Origin of the sequence: Marinobacter sp. AC-23 (genome assembly GCF_001858325.1) — a bacterium.
In the GTDB taxonomy this organism is placed as follows: Bacteria; Pseudomonadota; Gammaproteobacteria; order Pseudomonadales; family Oleiphilaceae; genus Marinobacter.
In genome coordinates this window covers 20,450-43,831 of the sequence record NZ_MBPP01000001.1, presented here as the reverse complement: position 1 = coordinate 43,831, position 23,382 = coordinate 20,450, and the positions used below count along the sequence as shown (strand labels likewise).

Annotated in this window: 21 protein-coding genes; 5 read left to right on the top strand and 16 right to left on the bottom strand. The window is 54.3% G+C overall.

The genetic code is table 11. The features are described from left to right. Window positions 1–4: 4 nt before the first annotated feature. From prmB to BCA33_RS00140, 9 genes are all read right to left on the bottom strand, one after another. The gene (gene prmB, locus BCA33_RS00175) at window positions 5–907 is read right to left on the bottom strand and encodes a 50S ribosomal protein L3 N(5)-glutamine methyltransferase (protein ID WP_071262786.1); all 903 of its coding nucleotides are present in this window, start codon (window positions 905–907) and stop codon (window positions 5–7) included. Between the two features lie 94 nt (window positions 908–1,001). Then, the gene (locus tag BCA33_RS00170) at window positions 1,002–2,099 is read right to left on the bottom strand and encodes a patatin-like phospholipase family protein (protein ID WP_254774117.1); all 1,098 of its coding nucleotides are present in this window, start codon (window positions 2,097–2,099) and stop codon (window positions 1,002–1,004) included. Window positions 2,100–2,174: 75 nt separating this feature from the next. Further along, window positions 2,175–3,077: a DUF4892 domain-containing protein gene (locus BCA33_RS00165; protein WP_368087199.1), complete on the bottom strand. Its 903-nt coding sequence runs from the start codon at window positions 3,075–3,077 to the stop codon at window positions 2,175–2,177. Window positions 3,078–3,081: 4 nt separating this feature from the next. Beyond that, the gene (locus tag BCA33_RS20955) at window positions 3,082–3,309 is read right to left on the bottom strand and encodes an alpha/beta fold hydrolase (protein ID WP_254774049.1); all 228 of its coding nucleotides are present in this window, start codon (window positions 3,307–3,309) and stop codon (window positions 3,082–3,084) included. After that, the gene (locus tag BCA33_RS00160) at window positions 3,309–4,007 is read right to left on the bottom strand and encodes an alpha/beta fold hydrolase (protein ID WP_254774048.1); all 699 of its coding nucleotides are present in this window, start codon (window positions 4,005–4,007) and stop codon (window positions 3,309–3,311) included. Before BCA33_RS00160 ends, BCA33_RS20955 begins: the two co-directional genes overlap by 1 nt. Window positions 4,008–4,021: 14 nt before the next feature. After that, window positions 4,022–4,372 (bottom strand): PilZ domain-containing protein, encoded by a 351-nt coding sequence (locus BCA33_RS00155; RefSeq protein WP_071262784.1) that lies wholly within the window; start codon window positions 4,370–4,372, stop codon window positions 4,022–4,024. Window positions 4,373–4,476: 104 nt separating this feature from the next. Then, entirely contained in the window at window positions 4,477–5,508 is a 1,032-nt protein-coding gene (gene holB, locus BCA33_RS00150) for a DNA polymerase III subunit delta' (protein WP_071262782.1), read from the bottom strand. Further along, window positions 5,501–7,615, bottom strand: coding sequence for a transglutaminaseTgpA domain-containing protein (locus BCA33_RS00145; RefSeq protein WP_071262780.1), 2,115 nt, complete (start codon window positions 7,613–7,615; stop codon window positions 5,501–5,503). The genes holB and BCA33_RS00145 overlap by 8 nt, the downstream gene beginning before the upstream one ends. Then, window positions 7,612–8,661 carry a DUF58 domain-containing protein gene (locus BCA33_RS00140; protein ID WP_071262778.1) on the bottom strand — a complete coding sequence of 350 codons (1,050 nt, stop codon included), beginning with the start codon at window positions 8,659–8,661 and terminating at the stop codon, window positions 7,612–7,614. Before BCA33_RS00140 ends, BCA33_RS00145 begins: the two co-directional genes overlap by 4 nt. A gap of 358 nt (window positions 8,662–9,019) precedes the next feature. On the opposite strand from BCA33_RS00140, the gene BCA33_RS00135 reads away from it, so the two are divergent. Beyond that, complete coding sequence (locus tag BCA33_RS00135) at window positions 9,020–9,586, top strand: hypothetical protein (protein WP_071263224.1); 567 nt, start codon at window positions 9,020–9,022, stop codon at window positions 9,584–9,586. A 136-nt stretch (window positions 9,587–9,722) separates the two neighbouring features. Here BCA33_RS00135 and BCA33_RS00130 read toward each other — a convergent pair whose 3' ends face one another. After that, the gene (locus BCA33_RS00130; RefSeq protein WP_071262776.1) at window positions 9,723–10,607 is read right to left on the bottom strand and encodes a DUF6160 family protein; all 885 of its coding nucleotides are present in this window, start codon (window positions 10,605–10,607) and stop codon (window positions 9,723–9,725) included. A gap of 173 nt (window positions 10,608–10,780) precedes the next feature. Continuing rightward, complete coding sequence (locus tag BCA33_RS00125; protein WP_139172840.1) at window positions 10,781–11,425, bottom strand: hypothetical protein; 645 nt, start codon at window positions 11,423–11,425, stop codon at window positions 10,781–10,783. Between the two features lie 138 nt (window positions 11,426–11,563). Here BCA33_RS00125 and pabB point away from each other — a divergent pair, with 138 nt between their 5' ends. Continuing rightward, window positions 11,564–12,949, top strand: a complete 1,386-nt coding sequence (gene pabB / locus BCA33_RS00120; protein ID WP_071262772.1) for an aminodeoxychorismate synthase component I — start codon at window positions 11,564–11,566, stop codon at window positions 12,947–12,949. Here the strand turns inward: pabB and thrH are convergent. Then, complete coding sequence (gene thrH, locus BCA33_RS00115) at window positions 12,946–13,563, bottom strand: bifunctional phosphoserine phosphatase/homoserine phosphotransferase ThrH (protein WP_071262771.1); 618 nt, start codon at window positions 13,561–13,563, stop codon at window positions 12,946–12,948. The genes pabB and thrH overlap by 4 nt on opposite strands. A 243-nt stretch (window positions 13,564–13,806) precedes the next feature. On the opposite strand from thrH, the gene BCA33_RS00110 reads away from it, so the two are divergent. Next, window positions 13,807–14,529 (top strand): phosphoadenylyl-sulfate reductase, encoded by a 723-nt coding sequence (locus BCA33_RS00110; RefSeq protein WP_071262769.1) that lies wholly within the window; start codon window positions 13,807–13,809, stop codon window positions 14,527–14,529. Window positions 14,530–14,565: 36 nt separating this feature from the next. Here BCA33_RS00110 and cysB read toward each other — a convergent pair whose 3' ends face one another. Continuing rightward, window positions 14,566–15,543, bottom strand: coding sequence for an HTH-type transcriptional regulator CysB (gene cysB, locus BCA33_RS00105; RefSeq protein ID WP_071262768.1), 978 nt, complete (start codon window positions 15,541–15,543; stop codon window positions 14,566–14,568). 256 nt (window positions 15,544–15,799) lie between these two features. Between cysB and BCA33_RS00100 the strand changes: the two genes are divergently transcribed. Both BCA33_RS00100 and BCA33_RS22610 read left to right on the top strand, forming a co-directional pair. Next, window positions 15,800–17,656: a hypothetical protein gene (locus tag BCA33_RS00100; protein ID WP_368087198.1), complete on the top strand. Its 1,857-nt coding sequence runs from the start codon at window positions 15,800–15,802 to the stop codon at window positions 17,654–17,656. Then, window positions 17,563–18,549, top strand: a complete 987-nt coding sequence (locus tag BCA33_RS22610; RefSeq protein ID WP_368087197.1) for a LuxR C-terminal-related transcriptional regulator — start codon at window positions 17,563–17,565, stop codon at window positions 18,547–18,549. Before BCA33_RS00100 ends, BCA33_RS22610 begins: the two co-directional genes overlap by 94 nt. Window positions 18,550–18,801: 252 nt before the next feature. Here the strand turns inward: BCA33_RS22610 and dinG are convergent, their stop codons facing one another. The 3 genes from dinG to BCA33_RS00085 are packed head-to-tail and all read right to left on the bottom strand — an operon-like array spanning window position 18,802 to window position 23,378. Further along, window positions 18,802–20,949: an ATP-dependent DNA helicase DinG gene (gene dinG, locus BCA33_RS00095; protein WP_071263223.1), complete on the bottom strand. Its 2,148-nt coding sequence runs from the start codon at window positions 20,947–20,949 to the stop codon at window positions 18,802–18,804. After that, window positions 20,949–21,656: a general secretion pathway protein GspB gene (locus tag BCA33_RS00090; RefSeq protein WP_071262767.1), complete on the bottom strand. Its 708-nt coding sequence runs from the start codon at window positions 21,654–21,656 to the stop codon at window positions 20,949–20,951. Before BCA33_RS00090 ends, dinG begins: the two co-directional genes overlap by 1 nt. 3 nt (window positions 21,657–21,659) lie before the next feature. Continuing rightward, the gene (locus tag BCA33_RS00085; RefSeq protein WP_071262765.1) at window positions 21,660–23,378 is read right to left on the bottom strand and encodes an ExeA family protein; all 1,719 of its coding nucleotides are present in this window, start codon (window positions 23,376–23,378) and stop codon (window positions 21,660–21,662) included. Window positions 23,379–23,382: the final 4 nt, after the last annotated feature.

Genomic DNA, 23,382 nt, shown 5'->3' with positions numbered 1-23,382 from the left:
TAGTTTAGCGTTTGTTCTGCCACGTGCGAAGATCCTGCTCAGTAATGGCAAAAACACCGTCACCGCCATTGCTGAACTCCAACCAGGTAAATGGGAGCTCCGGGTAAGCTTCATCCAAAGCCACCCAGCTATTCCCCACCTCGACCACTAGCAAGCCACCCGGCGTAAGGTGCTCCACCGCCCCGGCGATAATCCGGTGCGCAATGTCCAAACCGTCGTCACCGGCCGCTAAACCCAGCGCGGGCTCATGGTGAAACTCATCTGGCATGCCTGCAAGATCTTCCGCGTCGACATAAGGCGGGTTGCTGACAATGATATCGTATTGCCCGCTGATGTTGGCGAACACGTCCGATTGCACGGTGCATACTCTACCCTGGAGCTCGTGGAGATCTATGTTTGACCCGGCAACGGCCAAGGCATCTGCTGATATATCAGACAAGTCCACGCTGGCATCCTCAAACACAAACGCCGCGCCTATGCCAATACAACCGCTCCCGGTGCAAAGATCAAGAATCCGCTCAACCGGTTTATCACCCAGCCAAGGCTGAAACCCGTTTTCAATCAGCTCTCCAATAGGCGAGCGCGGCACTAAAACCCGCTCATCCACATGGAATGGCATGCCCATAAACCAAGCTTCACCCAGGAGATAGGCCAAAGGAACACGCTCATCAATACGACGCCTGATGCGCTCAAGAAGGAGCTGCCGCTCTTCTCGGGTCAGCCGCGCATCCAGAAACAGGGTGTTATCTTCCAGGGGAAGGTGAAGGCTGCGCATCACCAGGTGCACCGCCTCATCCCACACGTTATCCGTGCCATGGCCGAAAAAAACCGGCGAAGCGGCAAACTGCGATGACGCGTAACGAAGGTAATCGCGAACGGTGTGAAGATCTTCAATCGGACTGGTCACAAACGCGGCTTCCTGTAAATTCGGATTCAGCGCGGGATTATACGCTGTTTCAGGACTTTGCTGCAGCCATCGGTTTAAACCTGGCCGAAGCGGCTCAGATAGCCAAGGGCCCGGAGCTGTTCCGGCTTTCCTCAAAACGATCCAAAGCGGCCGCCATACGCTCGCGACCCAGCTGAATCAATTCGGGTGCCTTGTGGTAGTCATAGCTCCGGCACACGTTTTTGGGAATATTCACCAACAAGTCCGGCGGATAACCAGCGATCTTGTACTGCACAAGAGCGCTCTGCATGGTTTCAATGGTCAGGTTCATAACATCAAACTTGCCGATTCCCAGCTTATCCCAGTCAATGGTCTCGTGGTCTTCCTGCACTTTTTTATCGCTGTGCTTATGATGTTCTTTTTTCTGAACCTCTTTTGAAATTCTCTCTTCCGGACTCTCACCCTCGACGGCTCGTTTTGCCCCCAAAGACTTCAGTGTATCCCAGTCGAACCAACGAGATGCTTTATCGCGGAGGGCATCCATCCACACATCCGTGTCGTCTCCTTCGCCGGCGCTGGAAAAAGCTGCATCTGGTATCCTCTGGCGTCGGTCATCCTCACCGCTGAGATTCACCGCTACCACCAGATCCGCATGGGCCGATATAGTGGGAATAATGGGCAGCGGATTTAGCAAAGCCCCGTCTACCAGCACCCGGCCTCCAAGAACCAAGGGCGTTACCACGCTAGGAATGGCAACGGATGCGCGGATTGCGCGGTCCAACGGGCCTTCCTGAAACCAGACTTCCTTGTGAGCCAACAAATCGGTAGCTACGGCGGTGTAGTGCAGTGGTAAGTTCTCGATGCGGATATCACCCAGCATTTCCCGAACGATTGAAAAGATTTTTTCGCCTCGGATAGCCCCAACGGAATTGAAGGTTAAATCCAGCAGTTTGAGCACATCAAACTGACCCAGTCCGGTTACCCAGTCTTTGTAGTCCTGCATTTTACCGGCAGCGTACATTCCCCCAACAAGCGAGCCCATGGAACAGCCAGAAATGGCAATAATGTTATAGCCACGCTCATCCAGGATCTCGATCGCACCTATATGGGCATAACCCCGAGCGCCACCACTACCTAATGTAAGGGCAACTGTTTGGCGCCTAGCCTCTGGGACTTTTTTATCGCTACTGGCATGCGACTCGGTGGTCGATATGTCAGAACTATCCAAAACCTTGGACACATCATTGTCTGGCACTGTACTACCTCTTTAATAACTGCCTCGTTATAGCTATCTCGTTATTACCATCACTTCAACCCGATCACCCTGGCGAGTCAGATCATTGACAACCACCGATGGCCCAACAACCAGTAGCTCTTGCTGCTGCCGAGAAACACCGGTTTTGGTCAACACCTCAGCAAGGGACTCGGTGGCTTCGCGTGCACGCCTCATAGAATCCTCAAATGATTCAGTAGCACCAAGCTCGGAGTAGCCCACAAGAATCACCTTTGCACCCTCACCTCGGGCAAGCTCATTAACTTTCCGGCGATCCGCGGCCTGCCAGTCAAACCTGTAAGTAACACCCCCTGTCCAGGGCACAACCACAGGCCCCACAACTCGGCTATTTACCGCTCCAAGCCCGGGAACGGCAACGCCGGGTGCTACCTTAAAATGCTCCACCCACACGTACTGCCTCAGGTTGCCCCGGGTAACCGTGTACACAGACGTGAGCCAGCGGCTGCCATCATCTGCCACTACGCCGGCCACCAGATAGTCCTGGGTCGCATCGCGTCCGTATAGAACCGCTTGATTGAATATCTGGTTTGCCCACACGTTGCTTCGCCCACAGCGAACGCCCGAGCACTCAAACAAAATCTGGGCGCCACGTTCACGGAGCAGCCCTCGATAGTGCTCCCGAGCCTCCCGGCGGTTAGCATCCCGGGCAATTTGATAAAGCCGCCCTTCACCGGAAACCGGCAAGCGCGCCATGGAGTCTGAGCGTATCTCGTTATTAACTTCCCGCACCGGGCTAAAAAGAACAAGGTGGCCAGATGATTCGATGGCAGTTGTCACCTCAAGGGTTGATTGGGCAAATGCCTTAGGCATAGATTCTGGCAGCGCTGCAACGGCAGCGCCTGAGCTGACCAAAAACAGCGCGGCGGCAAGCAAGCGAAATACAAAAGGCTTGGGCAAGGTATCACTCTTTTTTAAGGAAATTTTTGACAACATCGGCAACTGGGCGGGTGTCTCCATCGAGATGACAGTGATGCCCACCGAGCACCTCTACTCTTTGCATATTCGGGATCGCATTCAACCGATCATCCAGCCCCTTCCGGTTAGCCAACAGGCCTTCTTTTGCGCTCACAAACAAAGTAGGTGCTTGAATTGCCTTGAGAGAAGCCATCACTTGGTCTTCGGTCATCATCAGTGATGATGGGTGTCGCAAACGGGCGTCGGTACGCCAGCTGTAACCGTCGCCTCGGGCTTCAGGTTGCGGGGAATCAGTGCAAGCGCCGCCTCGTGGCTAAGGGGGCTGATCCCGCCTTCGCGAACTTTTGCCGCAGCGGCCATATCAGGATAAACAGCCGAGCGACCGGAGCCGGCAATTCGCTTGTTAATGGATCTGCGAAGTTGGGGAATCGTGTCATCAATAGGACGGCTGAGTGCTCCCAAACTATCGATCATCACAAGTTTGCGCACACGCTCCGGGAAAGCAGCGGCATATAGCGAACCGACAATACCGCCCAGAGAATGCCCGACAATATCCACTTTCGCGCCCTGCTCCGGGCCACAAATGTGCTTTTCAATCAGCTCCGCTATGTCGGCAACGTAATCCATCAGCTGGTAGCTTTGCCCCGGTGGGCGATGTCCAGAATGCCCGTGACCTGCCATATCCACTGCGTGTAACGGTGATATCTGCGCCAGCTCAGGTGCAATTTTTGAGAAAGTAAGACTGTTATCAAGCCAGCCATGAAGCATGATGACAGACGGGTTCGCAGTTTGTGAGGCACCCTCAACCAACCAGCTCAAGCCGGCCAGAGTAATGTGCTGCAATGGCCACTGCGCCTCCCGCAATCCGGTGCTGTTGCCACGGATGTTTGGCGGTATAGCAAGATCATGCATATTTGACGTGAACCTCACATTGTATGAGTCGGGCGATCCGAACTCAGAGAGCCGGCAAGGTAGGCTTCAATCTTGGTTCTGGCACTTTCGTCATCGCCACTAAACTGCACACCAATGCCTGCCGCACGGTTGCCTTGGGCACCCTTGGGGGTGATCCAGATAACCTTGCCCGCAACGGGGAGCTTTTCTGGCTCATCCATGAGGTTTAACAGCAAAAAAACCTCATCACCGAGCTGGTACTGCTTCTGGGTTGGTATAAACAGACCACCCTGGCGAATGTATGGCATGTAAGCGGCGTACAAAACCGCTTTATCTTTGATTGTCAGGGTAAGAATGCCGCTGCGCGCACCAAATCCGGGCCCCATATGTGACACCTTCTAAAATTGATTGTTTTATAGTTGAACAAAACCTGTAGGAATTAATTCCTAGTATGTTCAAATCATAGCAGTTGTGTCGCGCAAAAGCGCATTTAGGACGCCCGGCGCTTCGTGGGCATCAAGTCACGCCAAGCTAAAAGCAAACGGCTAGCCTCCAGCTCCGGGTTGGCGTTATACACACCAGCCGCGCGGCCATCCCGAACCCTGTCCAACAGCTCATGGGCGCGCCACGCAGGATTGATCCCTGCCAAAAACCCAAGCATTTCGCCAGCTTCAGGGTCGTTTGCTTTGCCCCCGGCACTCAGCCTCGCCAAATCCGCGGCCCAACCCTCAAATAGCCAGAGCATATCTTCCAGCCCCAATGCCTTGAAGGCTTTTGCCGCTTCAGCGACCGCAACTTGCCCCTTCATGAATTGTCGAAATTTATCGAACGCCTCATCCCGCAATGCCGGGAACTCACCCGTGGCGTACTCAAGCGCCAGGCGTGGGGCATTGCCTGCCAACACAAGTGACTTGGCCATAAGCTCTGCCGAGGGCTGCTTATCGCTCTCAAGATTGGCTACCTTGCTTGCCAGCCATTGATTGGCCTGCTCCGTTGAAGGAACAGGTATAGACAACACCTGGCACCGAGACCGAATCGTTGGCAATACTGGCCGACCACTTTCCTGCAGCAATAGGAGTACAAAATCTGATACCGGCTCTTCAAGTGTTTTCAGCAGAGCGTTGGCCGAGTTAATATTGAGCTGGTCTGCACGATCAATAACCGCAATCTTTCGGCCTGCCACTTGGGGCGACGACACCGCAAAGGTCGAAAGCGACCGTATCTGGTCTACTTTGATCATTCGGGACTTTTCTGGGGCATACACGCGAACATCCGGGTGGCTGGATGCCGCAAGCAGCTTGCATTGGCGACACTTGCCGCAGGCAACCGGTGCCCCGGCTTGCATATTAACTGGCGCGGCACATAACAACAGGCCTGAAACCGCATCTGCCCAAGCTCGCTTGCCTACGCCACACTCACCCGTAACCAACAGCGCATGAGGAAGCCGGCCTTCAGCAAGGCGATGCTGGATAACCTGCCAGGATTTCTGAAGCCAGGGCATTTCTAGGGCAATATCAGTCACTGTGCTTTCCTGAATATGGGTTGGGCCGGAGCATTCCGGGCCGCTTTTTGCGTGCTCTGTGCAATTGTCGCTTCATGGTAACCAGCAACCTGCGCAAGCGCTTCAAATCTTCGGCATCATCCTGTGGGGATTGCGGTGTCGTTTGAGGCCTATAGTAATGGCTGTTGATCATGCGGGCAAAAAGCCGGGCTGAATCCGCCACTACTGGTTCGGCAACCGCCAGCCTCGCGGCAAGCGCTGCCGGAGTTTCGCCGTGCCTTACCGGCACACCCGCTCGTACACATAGTTGATACCAAGCACCCAGCACGCGTTGGTAGCGACCCCGGCTTAAACCCCAGCGCATTTGCAAAGCCGAGAACAGACCAGCAATCAGCAGCGCGGCGCCAACAATGCCTGCGGTAAAATAACCCAGCTCCCGCATACCAAACCCACCAGGCAAGCGAGACATCAGATTCAGCTGACTTTGACCTTGGTACCCAACAACCCACCGCTGCCATTGATAGTTGATACGATCAAGTTGCAAACTTGCCCATTGGATGATCGCCACGTCCCCGTATTTCTGGGCAGAGCCCCAGCTGTTTTCCAGGAACGAGCCTTCATCGGCCACCGCATCCCGCAAGCCCGATTCAATCCTGTCGGGTGCAATAGCAGCGGTCGGATCAACGCGAATCCAGCCCCTCCCTTCAATCCATGCCTCAACCCAGGCGTGGGCATCATACTGGCGCACAATAAGGTATTCGTCGCCTGCACCGCTTTCACCACCCTGGTACCCCACCACAACCCGAGCGGGTATTCCAGCTGCGCGAAGTACAAACGTTGTCGCACCGGCATAGTGCGCGCAGAACCCACGCTTTTCATCAAAAAGCAGGCTATCTATGCCATCGTTTGGCATTTTTGGCGGCCGCAACGTGTAGTAGTAGGGCTGCTCCCGAAAACGATTTAACAGCGTGCGGATCACGCCTATATCGTTGTTTGAGCGTTTCAAATCAGCTGCTAACGCGCGCGCCTTTCGGTTTCCTGTAGGTGGTAGCTGCAGATAACGATCAGCTTCTCCAGGTCCCAGAGTGGCGTTAGCAGGTGCAGCTGCGCCCCCGCGCGCCAACCTGTAGCGGATCGAGCTATCAGCCGGCCGCCGGAAGCGGAACAGATCGTCTGACTCTTTTATTACATTATCTGACACCGCCACGGAGCCTTCGAGGGCAAACGCCCAGCGCTGGTCTGTGGGCTCCATCAGCACATCGTACTCACGAGGCTGCAGTTCACCAACGCCGCCATCAATATTCACCCGCCCGGGTGAACGAAAGGGGGCGTTTGTGCCCTGGCGCCAGGTTCCATCATCAAGGGTATCCAGTATCAACCCGCGCCAATATCTGTTCCGGTACGCCGGCATGGGGCCACCAAAGGTCACACGGAAGGCCCGCTCACTACTTTGCGCCAAGCTGGATATATCACCGGGGCGCATGGTGTCACTTATACCCGTGCGCGCCTGACCAGACACCAAAGGCACGCTCCACAAGGGCTCCATGCGAGGGAAAAACACGAACAAAAGCACGACCACCGGCAGCACCTTCAGGAGCATGACGCCTAGCCTGCGCCAACCCGCCTTCATTCCGCCGGGAAGCTCTGGAGCGTTTAGTACCTGCAGCCCGATGAGCAATAAGGCGATGGCACTCATGTTAACCAACGCCCAGTGAATTTCCTGATGAAACAAAAAATTAACCGTGGCCAAGTACACCAGAATATAAAACAGCACATAGAAGTCGCGAGCTGTGCGGGTTTCGAGCCACTTCAGCCCTACTGTCAGCACGAAGAACGAAGCGGCCGTATCCACCGTAAAACTGCCCTGCACCCGAACCAGATACACGGCCACCAACACCAACATGATCCCAGTACGCAACCAGCGCCCGGGCAGGCGAACACGGCCCTGCTGCGCAAGCCAGCGCCAGCCTGCTAATGCAACGCAGGTAAAAATAAGCCATAAAGGTAGGCGATCAAGTTGAGGAGTCATCAGTAGCGCAAAGCTGGCAATCAGCCAGAGCAATGCGCGGGAAGGTAAGCTTTTGCTTTGATTGTCAGCCTCATCATTGGAGCGGCTCAAAAAACTCATAACTGCGCCCCCAACGTGGCTTCCTCAGGCTTGTGGATATCCGCGCGCTTACGGGAGCCGTGCTGTGCTGCGGAAGTATCCCGTGGTTTTTCCTCACCCCATACCGCTAGCGCCCTCAGGCAGCGGGTTGCGTGGGCCGGGCCACTATCAGGGTCTATCACCTGCCCGGGGAGATTCAAACCAAATCGCGCCCCACTCTTGCTGCGCTCAAGAACAAGCCAGGACAGATACCCAAGTCGCAATTCATGATCGGTACCGGCAAAGGCATTAAAATCCAGCCAGTGCGGGCTGCCCTTATCTGCCTCCCAATCGGCCACCACCATCTGGCCGCTGCGAGCAAAACGTTTCCACATAACTCGCTGGCTCATATCCCCATCACGCCAGGGACGAAGTTCCGCGTGATCGTTCCCCTCTGGTGAGCGAGAACTGGCCGTTTGTTCCCCATCGTCTACCGCGCTGATTGCCTCCGGCGCGACGATTGGCCGGGGAAACACTACGGCGGAGGCAACCGGCCTCATCCAAGTCCAGGCCTTGAGCAAACCAAAGGGAAATCGGGTTTCAATACGTATGCGATCCGGCCGCAGATATCCCCGAAATACAGAAGGTACGGGCAAGGAGACATCTGCTGACTGGCCAGCCGGCACATGGGCCACGGGCACCTCTCTCTCATCTCCTGAAAGGGTCAGGGCTATGGCGTCATCCTTGCCGGCCGCTACTCGCAGGCGGAAAATAACGTCGTCGCCGGCAAACCCCTCGCCAGCCTGAACCAGAGTTAACTCCAGGCCTGAGAGGTTGCGGTGAGTCTGGTGCATGGCACCCACAAACACTGCGCCAAGTAGAAAGGTGACCAGGTAAATCAGACTATTCTGATAGTTAATGCCGGTAAGCAGCATAATTAGCAACAACAGGCCAAACACCACACCCGCAGCGGTGGGCAAAATGAAAAGGTTTCGCTGGGTGAGCACCTGCACATCGGCCCGCGGAATTCGGCGGTTGATCCAGTTGTTAATCCAGTTCGGAAAACGGCTACGGATTAGTCTACTCATTATGCCCCTAAGGCCGGTTCATTTATTAAAATGATCAACGCACCTAATGCTCACCGCTATGGTACCCCCTCTTCATCAGGCTTTTTGTAACAGTACGACAAATCGAAGATTCTGATCACAAACTAACGGTCACAGGCTTGAAAAACTGTCGGACAACCCGAATACTCCCACTAAGTGAGAAGCGTACTGATTGCTGTAACCTCAGACACGCCTCGTACCTGGGTTTATCGCAGCAAGAGGCCAGATTATGAATCACCCAACCCCGCCAACCGGGCATAACCCCGGCCGGGCTGACTCTACCAAAAGCACGACCCTATTGGCTGCCGCTATTACAGCAACGCTTGCGGCAGCGGCATCAATGCCGGCGACTGCAGGCGTTCAGGCGATGACCTCCGATGAGATGGTCGAAACCTACGTGAAAGATTCAGCGGTTATTGTGGTACCCAGAGAGGGCCGCAAATCGGAAGCCGACCGTCAGCGCATTATCCGTGCCCTGACCATTTCGCCGGGCGAGCCCGTTATCACCGAAGCGGAAGAAGAAGCCTACCGCGAAGCACTGCAGCGATTTACGGACGAAGGCAAATCTGACGCTCTTGCAAATGCTGAGGAAGAGTTTCTTCGCCGGGCATTACTTCTTCCCCAGGAAGAGTTGGCCAGAGCTCAGCCACCCGCAGAGTTCACCCCGAACATTCCGCCGCTGGTTTTCGGGCAGCAGATGCAGATTCCGGATGAACCATTTACCCAGTCATTCCTTAACGATCAGCTGGGTATTGGTTTCGATGGGCAAAACCTGAACTTCTCCATTGGCAACCCGCCGGGCATAGATCAGATTCAGATTCCACAGGGGATTAATGAAGGTCCGATTACCCTCACCCCACGACCGGGTGGTGGGTTTGATCTTTCTATTGCGGTGCCTGATCAGTAGGTAACGTTTAACACACCCTAAGTATCACACTAAACGGCAGCTTTTATTATTAAGCTGTCGTTTTTTATTGCTTGCCCATAAACAAAAAACGCCCCGCACTGCGGGGCGCTTCACCAGGACTGGTGCTCAGATCAGATTAGTGACCGTATACAGCCAGCTTAGTGTCGGTTACAGCCAGGTTGTCGATGGCCAATGAACCGATGGACGTGCCACCGATTTCAACTGCGCCGATGGACATATCCATGAAGACGTTGTTTACGTCGATGCGCAGAACGTCAGTTGCAGTGGATGCACCCAGGCCAGAGCCTTTGTAGATGTCCAGATTCACATTAGCATACTGAGTAAAGATTCCTTGCTCCAGCGGGCTCATGGTAGACAGATCAATACCATTAGCTGCATAGAAGGCTATGTCGTTAGCTTCGGACCCTGCGCCTGTGATCTTCAGATCACGAATGCCAACACCCAGGAAGTCAACATCGAAGTCCATATCTTGAACATCAAATGCCGCCACAAGATTCAACTGATCAGTAGCCGTATCAACCCGGATGTCCAGTTGAGCCAGGTTGCCGTAACCGCTCAAGTTGGAGATCAGTGTTGTGCTATCTGTACCAGTTCCACCGGCTAGCAGCTCCATAGAGCCAACAGTCATACCCCAGTCAATAGGAACAGGTGCACCAGTCGCAGGATCCGTTTGTAGCGAACCGACATGAATGACTGCGTCGCCATCGTCAGCAACGTCGATATCAATTTTCAGCTGATCCAACAGATCGTTATAACCGGCAGTTGCGCCGTCAGCAGTCACACCAGCACCGCCAAGAACGATGTCGTTAACCGCGAAGGAGCCTTCATCCGTGTACTTGAACTGACCGATGCTAACCTTGGTTTCCAGTTCAATGGTGACACCGGCCTGACCGGTTACATCGCCCATTGCGGTGTCGTTCATAGCTTGCATTTCTGCGTGGGCTGCAAAAGGTGCAGCAGCGATAGCTGTTACCAGAGCAATTTTTTTCAGGCCTTTCATTTTTATCTCCTTATAAACTCATTTTGTTGTTGTCTGAGCTTTTTAGTTTTGGGTGTGGAGTTCGTCGCTCCACAAATCCATTTAAGATTGTTTTACAGTCCTAGTCCGTGACTGCATTCACAGTTCTTAACCCAAAACTTACAACACGTAACAAAGAGCGACTGCGTCTCAAATTATTGGGTGCCGCCTTCAACGTCAGGTTTGCTGTCGTAAAAAATTTGAAAAGGCTTTTCGTTGGCCACCGGATCGGCGTACGCCACTTTGTCGTTTTCTACTTGATAAGGAACAACCTTGGTTCCGGAAATGCCCAAGCGATGTTCGAATTCAACCACAAGCGCCTCATCGTCGCTGCCTTCGCTTAGTTTTCCGGTATACAGGATCACAGCCGCATGTATTTTCCCCCTGCGGGCGACAGACTTTAACGCTGCGCGATACATGAGAATCCGAATCTGCGCAGGTGCACCCGCCGCCTGTTCATCCAGATTAATGCGCTTGATGGTAGTGCCATCCTCAAGCAGCATCCATGCAGAAGGCATATTAGGTTTTGAATCTGTCAGAGTGCCGGAATACTCATCAGTCGCCTGCTTGGTCAGATAAAGTATTTGCTGCTGACCGAGGACTGCGTATTTAGACAGCTCTTTTTTAATCGCCATTTCCCGCTCGCTAGATAATTCACCAGAAGGTGCTTCCTCTGCACTTGCCACGGGGGCAACAAAAAACGAAATCAGCAAAAGAGCTTTTAGCAGCGGTTTTCCAAGATAAGGCATCATTCTTGTTCCTGTTGTATTTGCGTTAATGGCTACGCTAAGGCTGGCCAACTCGGCTAGAATGCGATGTTCCGATTCTGGGCTGCCAACTGTCGTTTCTCAGTGTTTTCATTAGACCAGCGGCCCTCTGGATCCGACAATGCCCGTTTTGTGGCCTGAGTATCATTCTACTAATTAACCGGAGTTAATTTGCCAGTTCCTGTTTCCTCCCTGATTAGCCCCGAAGACTATGCACGGCTGCTCAGCCACGCCGCTAACGAGCAGGACTTTGCCTACCTCGGAAGTGTCGGAGCTGGCGCTGGCCGAGGTTCGTTCAGCGGGTTTACGGCCTGTGCGATTGCAACAAAGCGTGTTGATTCAGGGGATGTTGGTGCTCTGAACACGAGCAAGCTGGCTGCAGAGATGGAAACCCTGGTTCAACGCTACGAAGTTCCGATGCAGGAATCGCAGGGCTTTCTAACCGGCGGGTGGATTGGTTTTCTTAGTTACGAATTCGGGTACATGAAAGAAAAGCGCCTTTCAGCACTCTGCCCAGTGCCAGCGACGCCTCTACTCTTTACAGGCTTCTATCTGTGGGCCGCCAGCCACAACCGGGTGACCAATACTTACCACCTTTGGGTTCACCCTGAATGCCCGGAACAGACACGCAAAATTCTGCAGTCCTGGCGCTCCACCACGCCAGCCCGAAAAACAGCCAGCTGGCACATGGTCTCCCCCTTCAAGGCACGACAGCCCGCCAAGGAGTTTATGGCCGGTGTAGACGCGGTTCAGCGCTACATCAACGCCGGCGACTGTTACCAGGCCAACCTTTCCCAGGAATTCCGGGGTAACTATGCAGGAGACCCGTGGCTCGCATTTCAGGCGTTGGCAGAAGCTAACCCAACGCCTTACAGCGCTTTTATTCAAGCCGGGGCGGGTGCAGTGCTATCTATTTCCCCCGAGCGCTTCCTGGAGATCCGTGGCCGTACCGTTAAAACCAGCCCCATTAAAGGCACTCGGCCAAGGGGAAAGACGCCTTCAGAAGATGCGGCCTATGCTGCAGAGCTGGAAGCGTCAGAGAAAGACCGTGCTGAAAACCTGATGATTGTAGACTTGCTGCGCAATGATCTGAGCGTTCACGCAGCGCCAGGGTCGGTAACCGTAGACAGCCTGTTTGCACTTGAGTCGTACCGGAATGTGCACCACTTGGTTAGCCACATTCGCGCCAAATTGGCAGAAGGCGCTTCACCCATGCAGGTACTGTTCGATGCTTTTCCTGGCGGCTCGATAACCGGTGCGCCAAAAATCCGCGCCATGGAGATTATTCGGGAACTGGAGCCTCACTGGCGTGGCCCCTACTGCGGCTCAGTGTTTTATCGCGGGCTGGATGGCACATTGGATAGTAATATCGCTATCCGCACCATGCTGTGTGAGAGTGAAGGGGCTGAGGATATGACCGAAGAACAAGGAACCATTCGCTGCTGGGGCGGCGGCGGCATCGTTGCCGATTCAGATCCGGAAAGCGAATACCAGGAAACCCTCACCAAAGTAAAACCGCTGATGGATTTCCTGGAACATCTGAACTGGAACGATTAGCCGGTGCTGTGAACGGCACTCGCCTTCAGGAACTCCTGCTTCAAATCCTCAAACTCCTGCACAGCCGGGTACTGAGGGAATTCATCGATCACATTCTTGGGCGCATGGAACAGAATGCCAGCTTCCGCTTGCCCGAGCATGGTGGTGTCGTTATAGGAGTCGCCGGCTGCAATAACGCGATAGTTCAAAAGCTGGAAGGCACGTACCGACTGGCGCTTAGGGTCGCGTTGGCGCAGCAGGTAGTCGGTAATCTGGCCGTTCTCTGCCACTTCCAACTTATGGCACAGCAACGCGGGGTATCCCAGCTTTTTCATCAGCGGCATGGCGAATTCGTAGAAGGTGTCAGAGAGAATAACCACCTGAAACCGCTCACGCAGCCAATCCAGAAACTCCCGTGCGCCCGGCAGCGGATCTAGCTCACCGATCACTTCCTGAATCTGTGGCAGGCCGTATCCGTGCTGATCCAACAACTTTAGCCGTTGCGTCATCAGAACATCGTAATCAGGAATGTCGCGGGTAGTCGCCTTGAGTTCTTCAATACCGGTTTTTTCTGCAAACGCGATCCAGATTTCCGGGATCAATACGCCTTCAAGATCAAGACATGCCAGTTCCACAGTGATCTCCTGATTGGTGCTCTAAGTGAGAAGTGTTAAATGAGAGCATGGCCCGCTCCCCGATTATTGACGCGGTATCATAAGAAAAACCGGCGAAGAATGCATTGTACATTGCAACAAAACTGCGAGTTTTTATGCCTCTAAGAAAACATCGAGATATAACCATATAGATTGTCATTCCTTTATGGAATTAGTCGTTTAATGCTAACCTTCACCAAAATCCGCATTAGGTACTGACATTTTATGAGCAATATCCACGAGCTACAGGGCGAGCTGGCCGGCGAAAGCCCAAGAGCGATTCTGAAGGCTGCCTTCAAACGTTATGACAACATCGCTATTTCTTTCAGTGGTGCCGAAGACGTGGTGCTCATCGAAATGGCCCACAAACTAACCGACAATCTGCAGGTGTTCACACTCGATACCGGGCGCCTGCACCCGGAAACCTACGATTTTATCGAACGCGTGCGCAAGCACTACGGAATTAACATAGAGGTGCTGTTTCCGGACACAAAAGAAGTTCAGGAACTGGTTAACAAAAAGGGATTGTTCAGCTTTTACGAAGACGGCCACAGCGAATGCTGCGGTATTCGCAAGGTAAACCCGCTCAAGCGCAAGCTCGCAGATGTGGACGCCTGGATTACGGGGCAACGCAAGGATCAAAGCCCGGGCACCCGCAATGAGGTTCCGGTTGCCCAAGAAGACGCAACCTTCTCTGGCCCAGGTAAAACACTGGTCAAGTTCAACCCATTGGCCAACTGGACATCAAAAGAAGTGTGGGATTATATCCGTATGACAGAAGCCCCCTACAACAAGCTTCACGAAAAGGGGTTTGTCAGTATTGGTTGCCAGCCATGCACTCGCGCGATACTGCCTGGGCAACACGAGCGCGAAGGTCGCTGGTGGTGGGAAGAAGCCACACAAAAAGAGTGTGGCCTGCACGCGGGTAACCTTATCGCCCGCCAGTAAAACTGGCGGGGATTACCTATCTAATAAACCGACCGCTCAGTAGGTAGGCAGCTCTACGCCTTTGAACAAGGCCTCGATCTCGCTGCGGCTGCTCTGGCGCGCAACGGCTTCATCAATGGACTCTTTCGTGAGGTGCGGCGCAAAACGCTGGATGAAGTCGTACATATAACCGCGCAGGAACGTGCCCTTACGAAAGCCAATGCGTGTCACGCTTGGGCTGAACAATTTCTTGGCATCCAATGCCACTAGATCGGTATCGGTTTTGGGGTCAAACGCCATGCTGGCTATGATCCCGACCCCAAGCCCCAGGCGCACATAGGTTTTAATTACGTCGGCATCGGCAGCTGTGAACACCACTTTGGGCGTCAGGCCTTTGGACTGGAACGCCTCATCAAGCTTTGAGCGGCCTGTAAAACCAAATACGTAAGTCACCAGTGGGTGCTCCGCCAAAGCCTCCAGCGTTAACTCAGACAACTGGGCAAGCGGATGGTCTTTAGGCACAACCACCGTTCGGTTCCAGCGATAGCAAGGCATCATAATCAGGTCGTTGAACAGCTCCATAGCCTCTGTGGCAATGGCGAAATCAACAACGCCGTTGGCGGCCATTTCAGAAATCTGCATGGGTGTGCCCTGGTGCATATGCAGGGATACATCAGGATAAGCTTCAATAAACCCACTAATTACCGGCGGCAAGGCATAACGCGCCTGGGTATGAGTTGTGGCAATACTTAGATCACCCTTACGCTGATTGCTGAATTCCTGGGCTATCTTTTTAATGCCCTCTGCACGGCGCAAGATTTCACCAGCTTCGCGCACGATGATTTCACCACCCGGAGTAATACGGGTCAGATGTTTACCGCTGCGGGCAAATATCTCCAAACCCAGCTCATCTTCAAGAAGACGAATCTGTTTGGAAATGCCGGGCTGAGACGTAAAAAGACTCTGGGCAGTTGCCGACACGTTGAGGTCATGGTGCGCAACTTCCCAAATATAGCGCAACTGTTGTAATTTCATTGAATCGGTTGCTCCCTGAGTTTTCTGCCTTCGACGGGCTGCATATAAATGTAGACGGGCCCCATGCGTTCAAGAATACGCATAACACGTCTGTTTTTCATTCTTTATTAGTATAGATAAGCTCTCTGACTCAGTTTAGACCAAAATGGCATTTGCGCAGCTTATATGACGCAGATGTTTGTTTCTCTGGCCCTTGACTTGAACGAGACAAAGCACACAATCCGAGATCATCATTTACCCGGCATTCAGGACATCAATGCTTTTAACCACCAAGTTCCTCAGGCCTGCCTCTGACCCGCGAGCGGTTCGGCGTGAACGCCTTAGCACGCTTCTGGTGCCTGGGCACCCTAAGCGCCTGAACCTTGTGATAGCTCCGGCAGGGTTTGGCAAAACAACTCTGGTAAGCCAATGGTGCGCCCGCACAACTGGCCCTATTGCCTGGCTATCCCTGGATGAGCACGATGATGAACCCCAGCGTTTCTGGCAGTATGTTGCCGGTGCGTTTGAGCATGCAGGTCTAACCGGGCTTGAAGGCTGCTACAAAAGCCTCGCGGGCAATACAGATGACCACCTTAACAGCGCGATCACCGCACTGATCAATACTCTTGCATCCGACGGGGGGCCATGGGCTTTGGTGTTGGACGACTTTCAATTTGCTGCCAACGACCAGATTCAGCGCCAGTTCGGGTACTTTGTGGATTACCTTCCTGCAGGTATCACGGTTACCCTGGTCTCCCGCACCGAACCTCCCTTGCCGCTTGCCCGCTGGCGCGTGCGCCGCTGGCTGCAGGAGATCCACCCTGCATTACTGGCATTTTCCGAGGACGAGTGTCGTGAGTTTTTTCACAGCACCATGGGGCTTACCATTTCGGAGCAGGAAGTACAGGCCATTTGTCACCGAACAGAAGGCTGGGTGGCGGCCATGCAACTCTCCGCGCTGTCAGGGAGTAACAGCGGCCTGGATCAAGACCAGCGTACCTCTGGCTCAGATACGCCACAGGCCTCGCTTAGCATAGATGAACGGCACATTAGCGATTATGTGCTCAGCGAGGTGCTGGATAAGCAGCCGAGCGCTATTGTCGACTTCCTGCTGGATACTGCCTGCTGTCCAAGGCTGTGTGCTTCTATGTGCAACACCATTCGCAACACGGACGACAGCCAGGAAAAACTGGAAACCCTGCTTTCCCAGAACCTGTTTTTAATTCCTCTGGATACTCACAATGAATGGTTCCGCTATCACGATTTATTTCGCGATGCCTTGCTGCAGCGGATTCGCCACGTCGATCCTGAGCGCGCCCACCTGCTCTGGCACCGAACGGCAGAATGGCTTTTAGACCACGGCCAGGTTCAGGAGGCGATTACTCAGATTGTGCAAAAGCAAGATTGGCCATGGTTGGCTGATGTTCTGGCAACCCACGGCAACAACCTGATTCATGGCGGTTACCATCTACCCGTTTTAGCGTGGATTGAGGCGCTGCCAACGGAGCAGATAGACGAAAGCGCACAACTGCAGATGCTGCGCGTATGGAGCCGGTTTTTTGCCAATCGATTTGATCATCTTGAGCCATTACTGACCAACGTTGAGGATTTACTCGACCGCCGCGTTGCAGATTCCGCCCCGGATGCAGAGGGTGCGCTGGGCCTGCAGAGCGAAATATCGCTTATACGCTCCTACCTGGCCCGGTCGCGCAGCGATGATAAAAGTGCCAGTGACCTCACCCGCCAGGTGCTTGCGGATATAGACCACACCCGAATCCCATTAAAGTCAGTGACCTATTACGGCCTGGGGCTGGACGATTACGGTAAAGGAGACCTCACAGGTGCTGAAGATGCGCTGAAGTCTGCGGTCCATTACGGGCAGGTCGAAAGAAAGCCCACCACGGTTCTTTCCAGCGGCGGTTTGCTGGCCTGGATACAATACAACCGCGGCGACATGGATCTCGCACTGGAAACCTGCACCGAGGTGCGTCGCTGGGTTGATCAGCATTACTCGGATCCCAGCCAGCCCCGGCTGATCTCATGCTGCTCAACGCCGCTCTCACCGAAATTCACCGGGAACGTAATCAATTACAGGATGCAGCCGCTCACCTTGCACCTTTGCTGGAGCATGTAGATCAGGGCACAGAACCGGGGCAGCATGTGGTCATTCAACATGTTCGGGGGCATCTGGCTTTTAGCGGTGGCCACTTTCAAACAGCCATAAGCGCTTTGGAAGATGCAGAACAAGTTGGCCGTAAGCGCAGGGAGCATATTGTTTTCGAACCGCCAGCCAGTGCAGCGTTTTTGGCACGGTGTTATCTGGCGGTGGGTCAGGTAGCACAAGCCCGTCAAAGCCTGGAATCACTGAACAGCCAAACCGTTACCAACCCCTTAAGCCGGGAGCAGAACAGCATCTGCTATGCCCGCCTGCTGGTTGCGGAGAACAAGCCTGAGCAGGCCCTGGGCCTTCTTGAAGCGCTTATGGCCGAAACAGAACAAAACGAACACAACCGACACCTAGTGGAAACACTGTTGGTATGCGGTGAAGCGCTTGCGCTGCAGGGAAAGGACAACGAATGCCGAGAGCGACTTGAGCGTGCTTTGAGTGTGGCCGCAGAAGCAGGGTTTATGCGTTTGTTTGTGGAAGAGAGCCTCTGCCTACAAAACCTGTTACTTGGATTGCCCACCTTGCAAAGCGAACGAAGCTGGCAGCGAAACCTGAAGGCCCTGTTGCAGAGCCAAACCATGTTTCAGGGCGAAAAAGCCCCAGCTGCAGAGTTGCGTAAAGAAAGGGAATCTGTACCGGTTAGCCCAGAGAATAACCTTGCAGAGCCTCTTAGCCAACGGGAGCTGGAAGTGCTGGAACTGATCCACGCGGGGCATGCAAACAAAGACATTGCTGTGAAGATGGGAGTAGCGCCAACAACGGTGAAAGCCCACATACGCAATATCTATGGCAAGCTTGGGGTTGGCCGGCGAACGGAAGCCCTTGCCCGGGCACGGGAGCTGAGGATTCTCACGCAGTAGGTTTCGCTGTCTTTTTGGGACGCACATCACGTTCGGCGAGAACTTTTTACCTGCGCTACGCCCTTTGGACGATTCGGCTACGCCCCCTACTCCCCTATTATTGATTCCACGGTAGGGCAAGCCCTCACCATGAATTCTGGAACTTCAGGCCTTCAGACTTCTTGCATTGCGTTGTTTCAACGCCCGGGTTTATCGTAGGACCCCTTGATATAAGCCAGCCTTCGGGCTGGCTCTTTTTTTACCTCTCGCCTTTTACCTTTCAATAATGCGCCGGAACGGTGGTAGTGCATCCAGCAGCAATTGACCATAACGCCGCGACACAATACGGCGATCAAGAATAGTCACCCTGCCAGTATCTTCCTCGGTTCGCAGCAAACGCCCCACAGCCTGTACCAACTTGATAGAAGCGCCCGGAACCGTAATTTCCATAAATGGATTACCACCACGCTGAGTTACCCACTCTGCAAGGCTCGCCTCAATAGGGTCGTCGGGCACCGAAAAAGGTAACCGTGTAATAACCACATGGTGCAAATACTTACCGGGCAAATCTATGCCTTCAGCAAAACTGGCTACACCAAACAGAACGCTCGCTCGCCCTTCGTCAATCCGGCTTCGGTGCTGTCGCAAAACCTCACCCCGGGACATATCATCCTGCGTAATGATCAAATCCGGGTGGTCCGGCGCCAGCGCATCCCGCACCTGGTGCATCTGCCTCCGGGAAGTGAACAGCACAAGCGTGGCGGTCTCACCAGCCCAAACTCCCGGCAAGCGTTTGATTAACTCATCTGCAAAACCGTCGTCGCTGGGCATACAGGCCATCGCAGGCACTTCTACTGTCGCCATTTCGCCGTAACGGAAGGAACTCGGAACCACCAGTAAACGGCTGGCGGCGGGTAAGCCTGCCCGGGATTGGAGGCGATCGAAGGTACCCAGCGCAGTCAGAGTGGCACTGGTGAGAACCGCACCGTAGGCCCGCGACCAAAGCCGTGAGTACAAAAGATTGTCTGCCAGCACGGGCGAGCTGAACAGTGCGATGTCTTCCGCATGATCCCAGCGCTGCCGCACACTCCAGCGCGCCGGCGGGGGGCTTTTGCCTTTGTTCGGGCCATCAACCTGCTCGGTCCAGGCTGTCCAGAGCCGCAACTGATCTTCTGAGCGGCTGTGGAACGCACCAATCACTGGATACCAGGCTTCTGCGGTATCCCGATCAATCTCGTGTTGTTTGCGTTCGTCGAAAGCCCCCTGCAGCTCATCTGCCAATGCGCCAAGGTGCCGCACGAGGTTCGCGGTGGCAATCCGGCTTTCGGAAGCTAGCTCGGCTAATGCTTCTGGTAACTCGCCCTCCGGGTAGCGCCATTGGGCCGAACGGCGCTCGTCGTTGAACTCCCATCCGGTGTTGTGCTCGGCTTCTTCATACACTCGAGACAGCACCAGATCCACATCTCGAGACGCACCACTTATGCGATCAATCGTTTTTGCACCCTGGGTACCCGCTGCCAAATAGGGCTGCATTTTGGCAAGCGCTTGAGACAACTGCTTAAGCCATTGCCGGGTCGAGTTCAGAGGTACTGACGCCGCAAAGTGGTTCAGCGCTTTGTCTGGAAGGTGATGGGCTTCGTCGAAAATAAATAAGGCGTTCTCAGGCTCCGGTAGAATGGCACCACCGCCCAAAGCCAGATCAGCAAGAACGAGGTCGTGATTCGCCACCACAATGTCCACTTCGTCCAGGTCCTTGCGGGCATCAAAAAAGGCGCAGCTGTCGAAGTAGCTGCAGTGTCGGTTGGTACACTGGCGATGATCGGTTGTTACCTGGCGCCACACATCATCTGGAATTTGCTCCGGCCAATGATCTCTGTCGCCATCCCACTTGCGGGAGCCGTAGCTTGCCAGCATTTCCTCAAAGAATGCCCGGGTGCCAGGCTCCTCTGTGCCAGGGCTATCCAGCAAGAACAGCGGCATGGTATCGCTGTCACCGTTGCCTTCATCGTGCAGCCGGCTCTCCAGGCGAGACATGCAAAGGTAACGGCCGCGGCCTTTGGCCAGGGTCCAGGAAAAATTCATCTTGCTGTGTTTTTTCAGATCCGGAAGATCTTTTAGAACAATCTGGTCCTGCAGCGCCACCGTCGCCGTGGATATCACCAGTGTTTTGCCCAGGGCCCTGGCCACGGGAATAGCTGCAATCAAATAGGCCAGGGTTTTACCTGTACCTGTGCCAGCTTCAACCACACAGGCGGCCGGCGGCGATGTGCGCTGGCCGTCGTTTTCGGTTATGTCGCCCATGTAGCGGGCAATCTCAGCAATCATCAGGCGTTGACCATAGCGGGCACGCACGTCTTTGCCGGCCAGAACCTCACGGTAACTTTGCTGGATTTCCTGTTTGATTTCGTCAGATAACGCCATCAGTTCGGGCTCACCCAATCGCGCACAACACCCACTCGAAAATCTCTGCCCTGCTTGCTAAGCACAACGCCATTTTCATTGATCTCTTCTACAGTGATACCAGCGAAGGATTCCCCTCGGCGCAGATAGTGCCCATTGATCATCACCCGGCTGGCATAGGGGTCGGTAGAATAAATATGGCTGTTGAACATCAGGTCCGGAATACTCTTTTGGAATGAAAGGGGCAACTCAACCAGGTGCGGCACTCTTGCTCCAGCGCTGGCTCTGGTCCCGTTCTGAGGCAACGCTTGCCCAAGGCGCTCCTGGCGTACAGACGGCGTGATGATAGTTGGCCGTTCGCGCACGGTTTCTGGTATTGGCTTTGTCTGTGGGGCAACCGTTGTTTCAGTTTCCGGAGGAGCTTTCGCAACTGCGGGTGTGGGCTCTTCAGCAAGCACTTCCGTTGTTTCCGGCTTTGCAAGTTTCTCCAATTCGGCATCGGCCGTTGGCGCGGCGTTCGCCACCGGCAGTTCAGTTTGGGGTTCAGGCCAGAACACAACCGCCAACACTCCAGCATTCACCAGTAACGCCAAAGCCACCCATACCACCGGAGAGGACCGCCGTTTTTTGGGGCGGTGTATCAGTTGCACCTGCTGCCCAAGATCTGGAACTTTGCCCTGGCGGCGCTCAGTTTCCGATTTCCTGAGTGCATCAAGAATGTAGGACATGACTTACCCCTTCCCTGCGCGCTGGTTGTTCTTCAGCCTGGGCACATCTGCATTCAGGTCGTTATTGATCTGGATAACCGTCATGGCACCTGCAATACCATCTTCCGTAAGCCCTCTTAAGGACTGGTACCAACGCACCTGCTCTTCGGCGGACAGGCGCTTGATTCTTGCGTTGTCGGCGTTGGAATCGCCGTGGGCATCTGCAAGCTCCATCATACGGGCTCCTATCCACAACTCTTCACTTGCAGCATCGTTGGCTTGGGGACTGTTGCTGGTGTAATCCGGGCGCTGCCAAAGCACTCGGTACTCACCAAACCAGAACGGCTCCAGGCTGGCAAAAGACACTCGAACTGGCCCTGCAGGCAGGACAATCTCGGCAACGTCGCCTTCGAGGTGGCGCAGCACAACGTAACCACGTTTACCGTTAGCGCTTTGAAGCATCAACATGGCAGGCCGGTCGAGAAACGCGAGGCTACTGCGGTTACCCTGTCGCTCGAGGCAGCCAAGACCAGATGCACGGGCGAAGTCACAGGCAATCGGCGACTCCTGCGAGTTGTATTCAACACCCCACAGGCCAAACAACTCACGGAACGCATCCGGTAGATTCAGGGCTTGCTCTTGCAAGCTAAAAGCGGGACTTTCTGCACGGTCATTTTCGAGGCCTTGAGCCTGCGACTCAGGCTGCGGCACAGCCAACGGTTTTTGCTCTTTTGGCTCGTTTTCACGCTGTATAGTACCTATAGTGCTGACGTGCTCAACAGGCGCGGCATTCACTTCAGCGACGGTTTTTGACCCAGTCCACTGTTGGTACACCCAAAAGGTGCTCACGATGGCCAGCAAAAATGAGGCCGCAAGTACCAACATGCCGGGGACATCGAGTTTGCCCCTGGCCCCGGAAGACTTCGGCCCAAGGTTATTGCTACCCGAGACTTCCTTCGCAGCCTTCGCGATATGCCCAGATGTAACTTCGTGCTCGCCTTCTGCATAGGCGCCCAGTAGCGCACGGTCGCTGATCAAGTTAATCAGCCGAGGTATGCCATTGCTTGAACGGTAAAGTTTTCGTACGGCAGCCGGCGAGAACACATCGCCGCGCATACCTGCAACGCCGAGCCGATAACTGAGGTAGGCAGGTAATTCGCTGCGGTTTATAGCATCCAGGTGATAGCGGGCGGTTACCCGTTGATTGAGCTGGCGCAACTTCGGGAGCGCGAGAATCTGCTGCAGCTCTGGCTGGCCCAGCAACACAATCTGCAGCAACTTCTTTTCTGCGGTCTCAAGATTGGTCAGCAAGCGCAGCTGCTCGAGCACATCCGCAGAGAGGTTTTGCGCTTCGTCTATCATCAAAACCTTGTGCCGCCCCGCCCCGTGGGCTTTAAGCAGATCTCGATTAATCAGGTCGACCATTTGTTTAATGGTGGCGCCAGCGGGATGCGCTATTTCCAGTTCATCGCAAATAGCAGAAAGCAGCTCCCGGGCGGAAAGCCGAGGATTCAGAATAAGCGCAATGTCCACATGGGCCGGAGCATTCTCAATAAAGCATCGGCTTACAGTGGTTTTACCGGTACCAACCTCGCCGGTGATAACGATAAAGCCGCCCTGGCCTTGCACGCCATACATAAGATGAGCGAGCGCCTCTTTGTGACGCTCGCTCAAATAAAGGTAGCGGGGGTCAGGCGCAATAGAGAACGGCGGTTCTCTGAAGCCGAAGAAGTCGTAATACATGGTC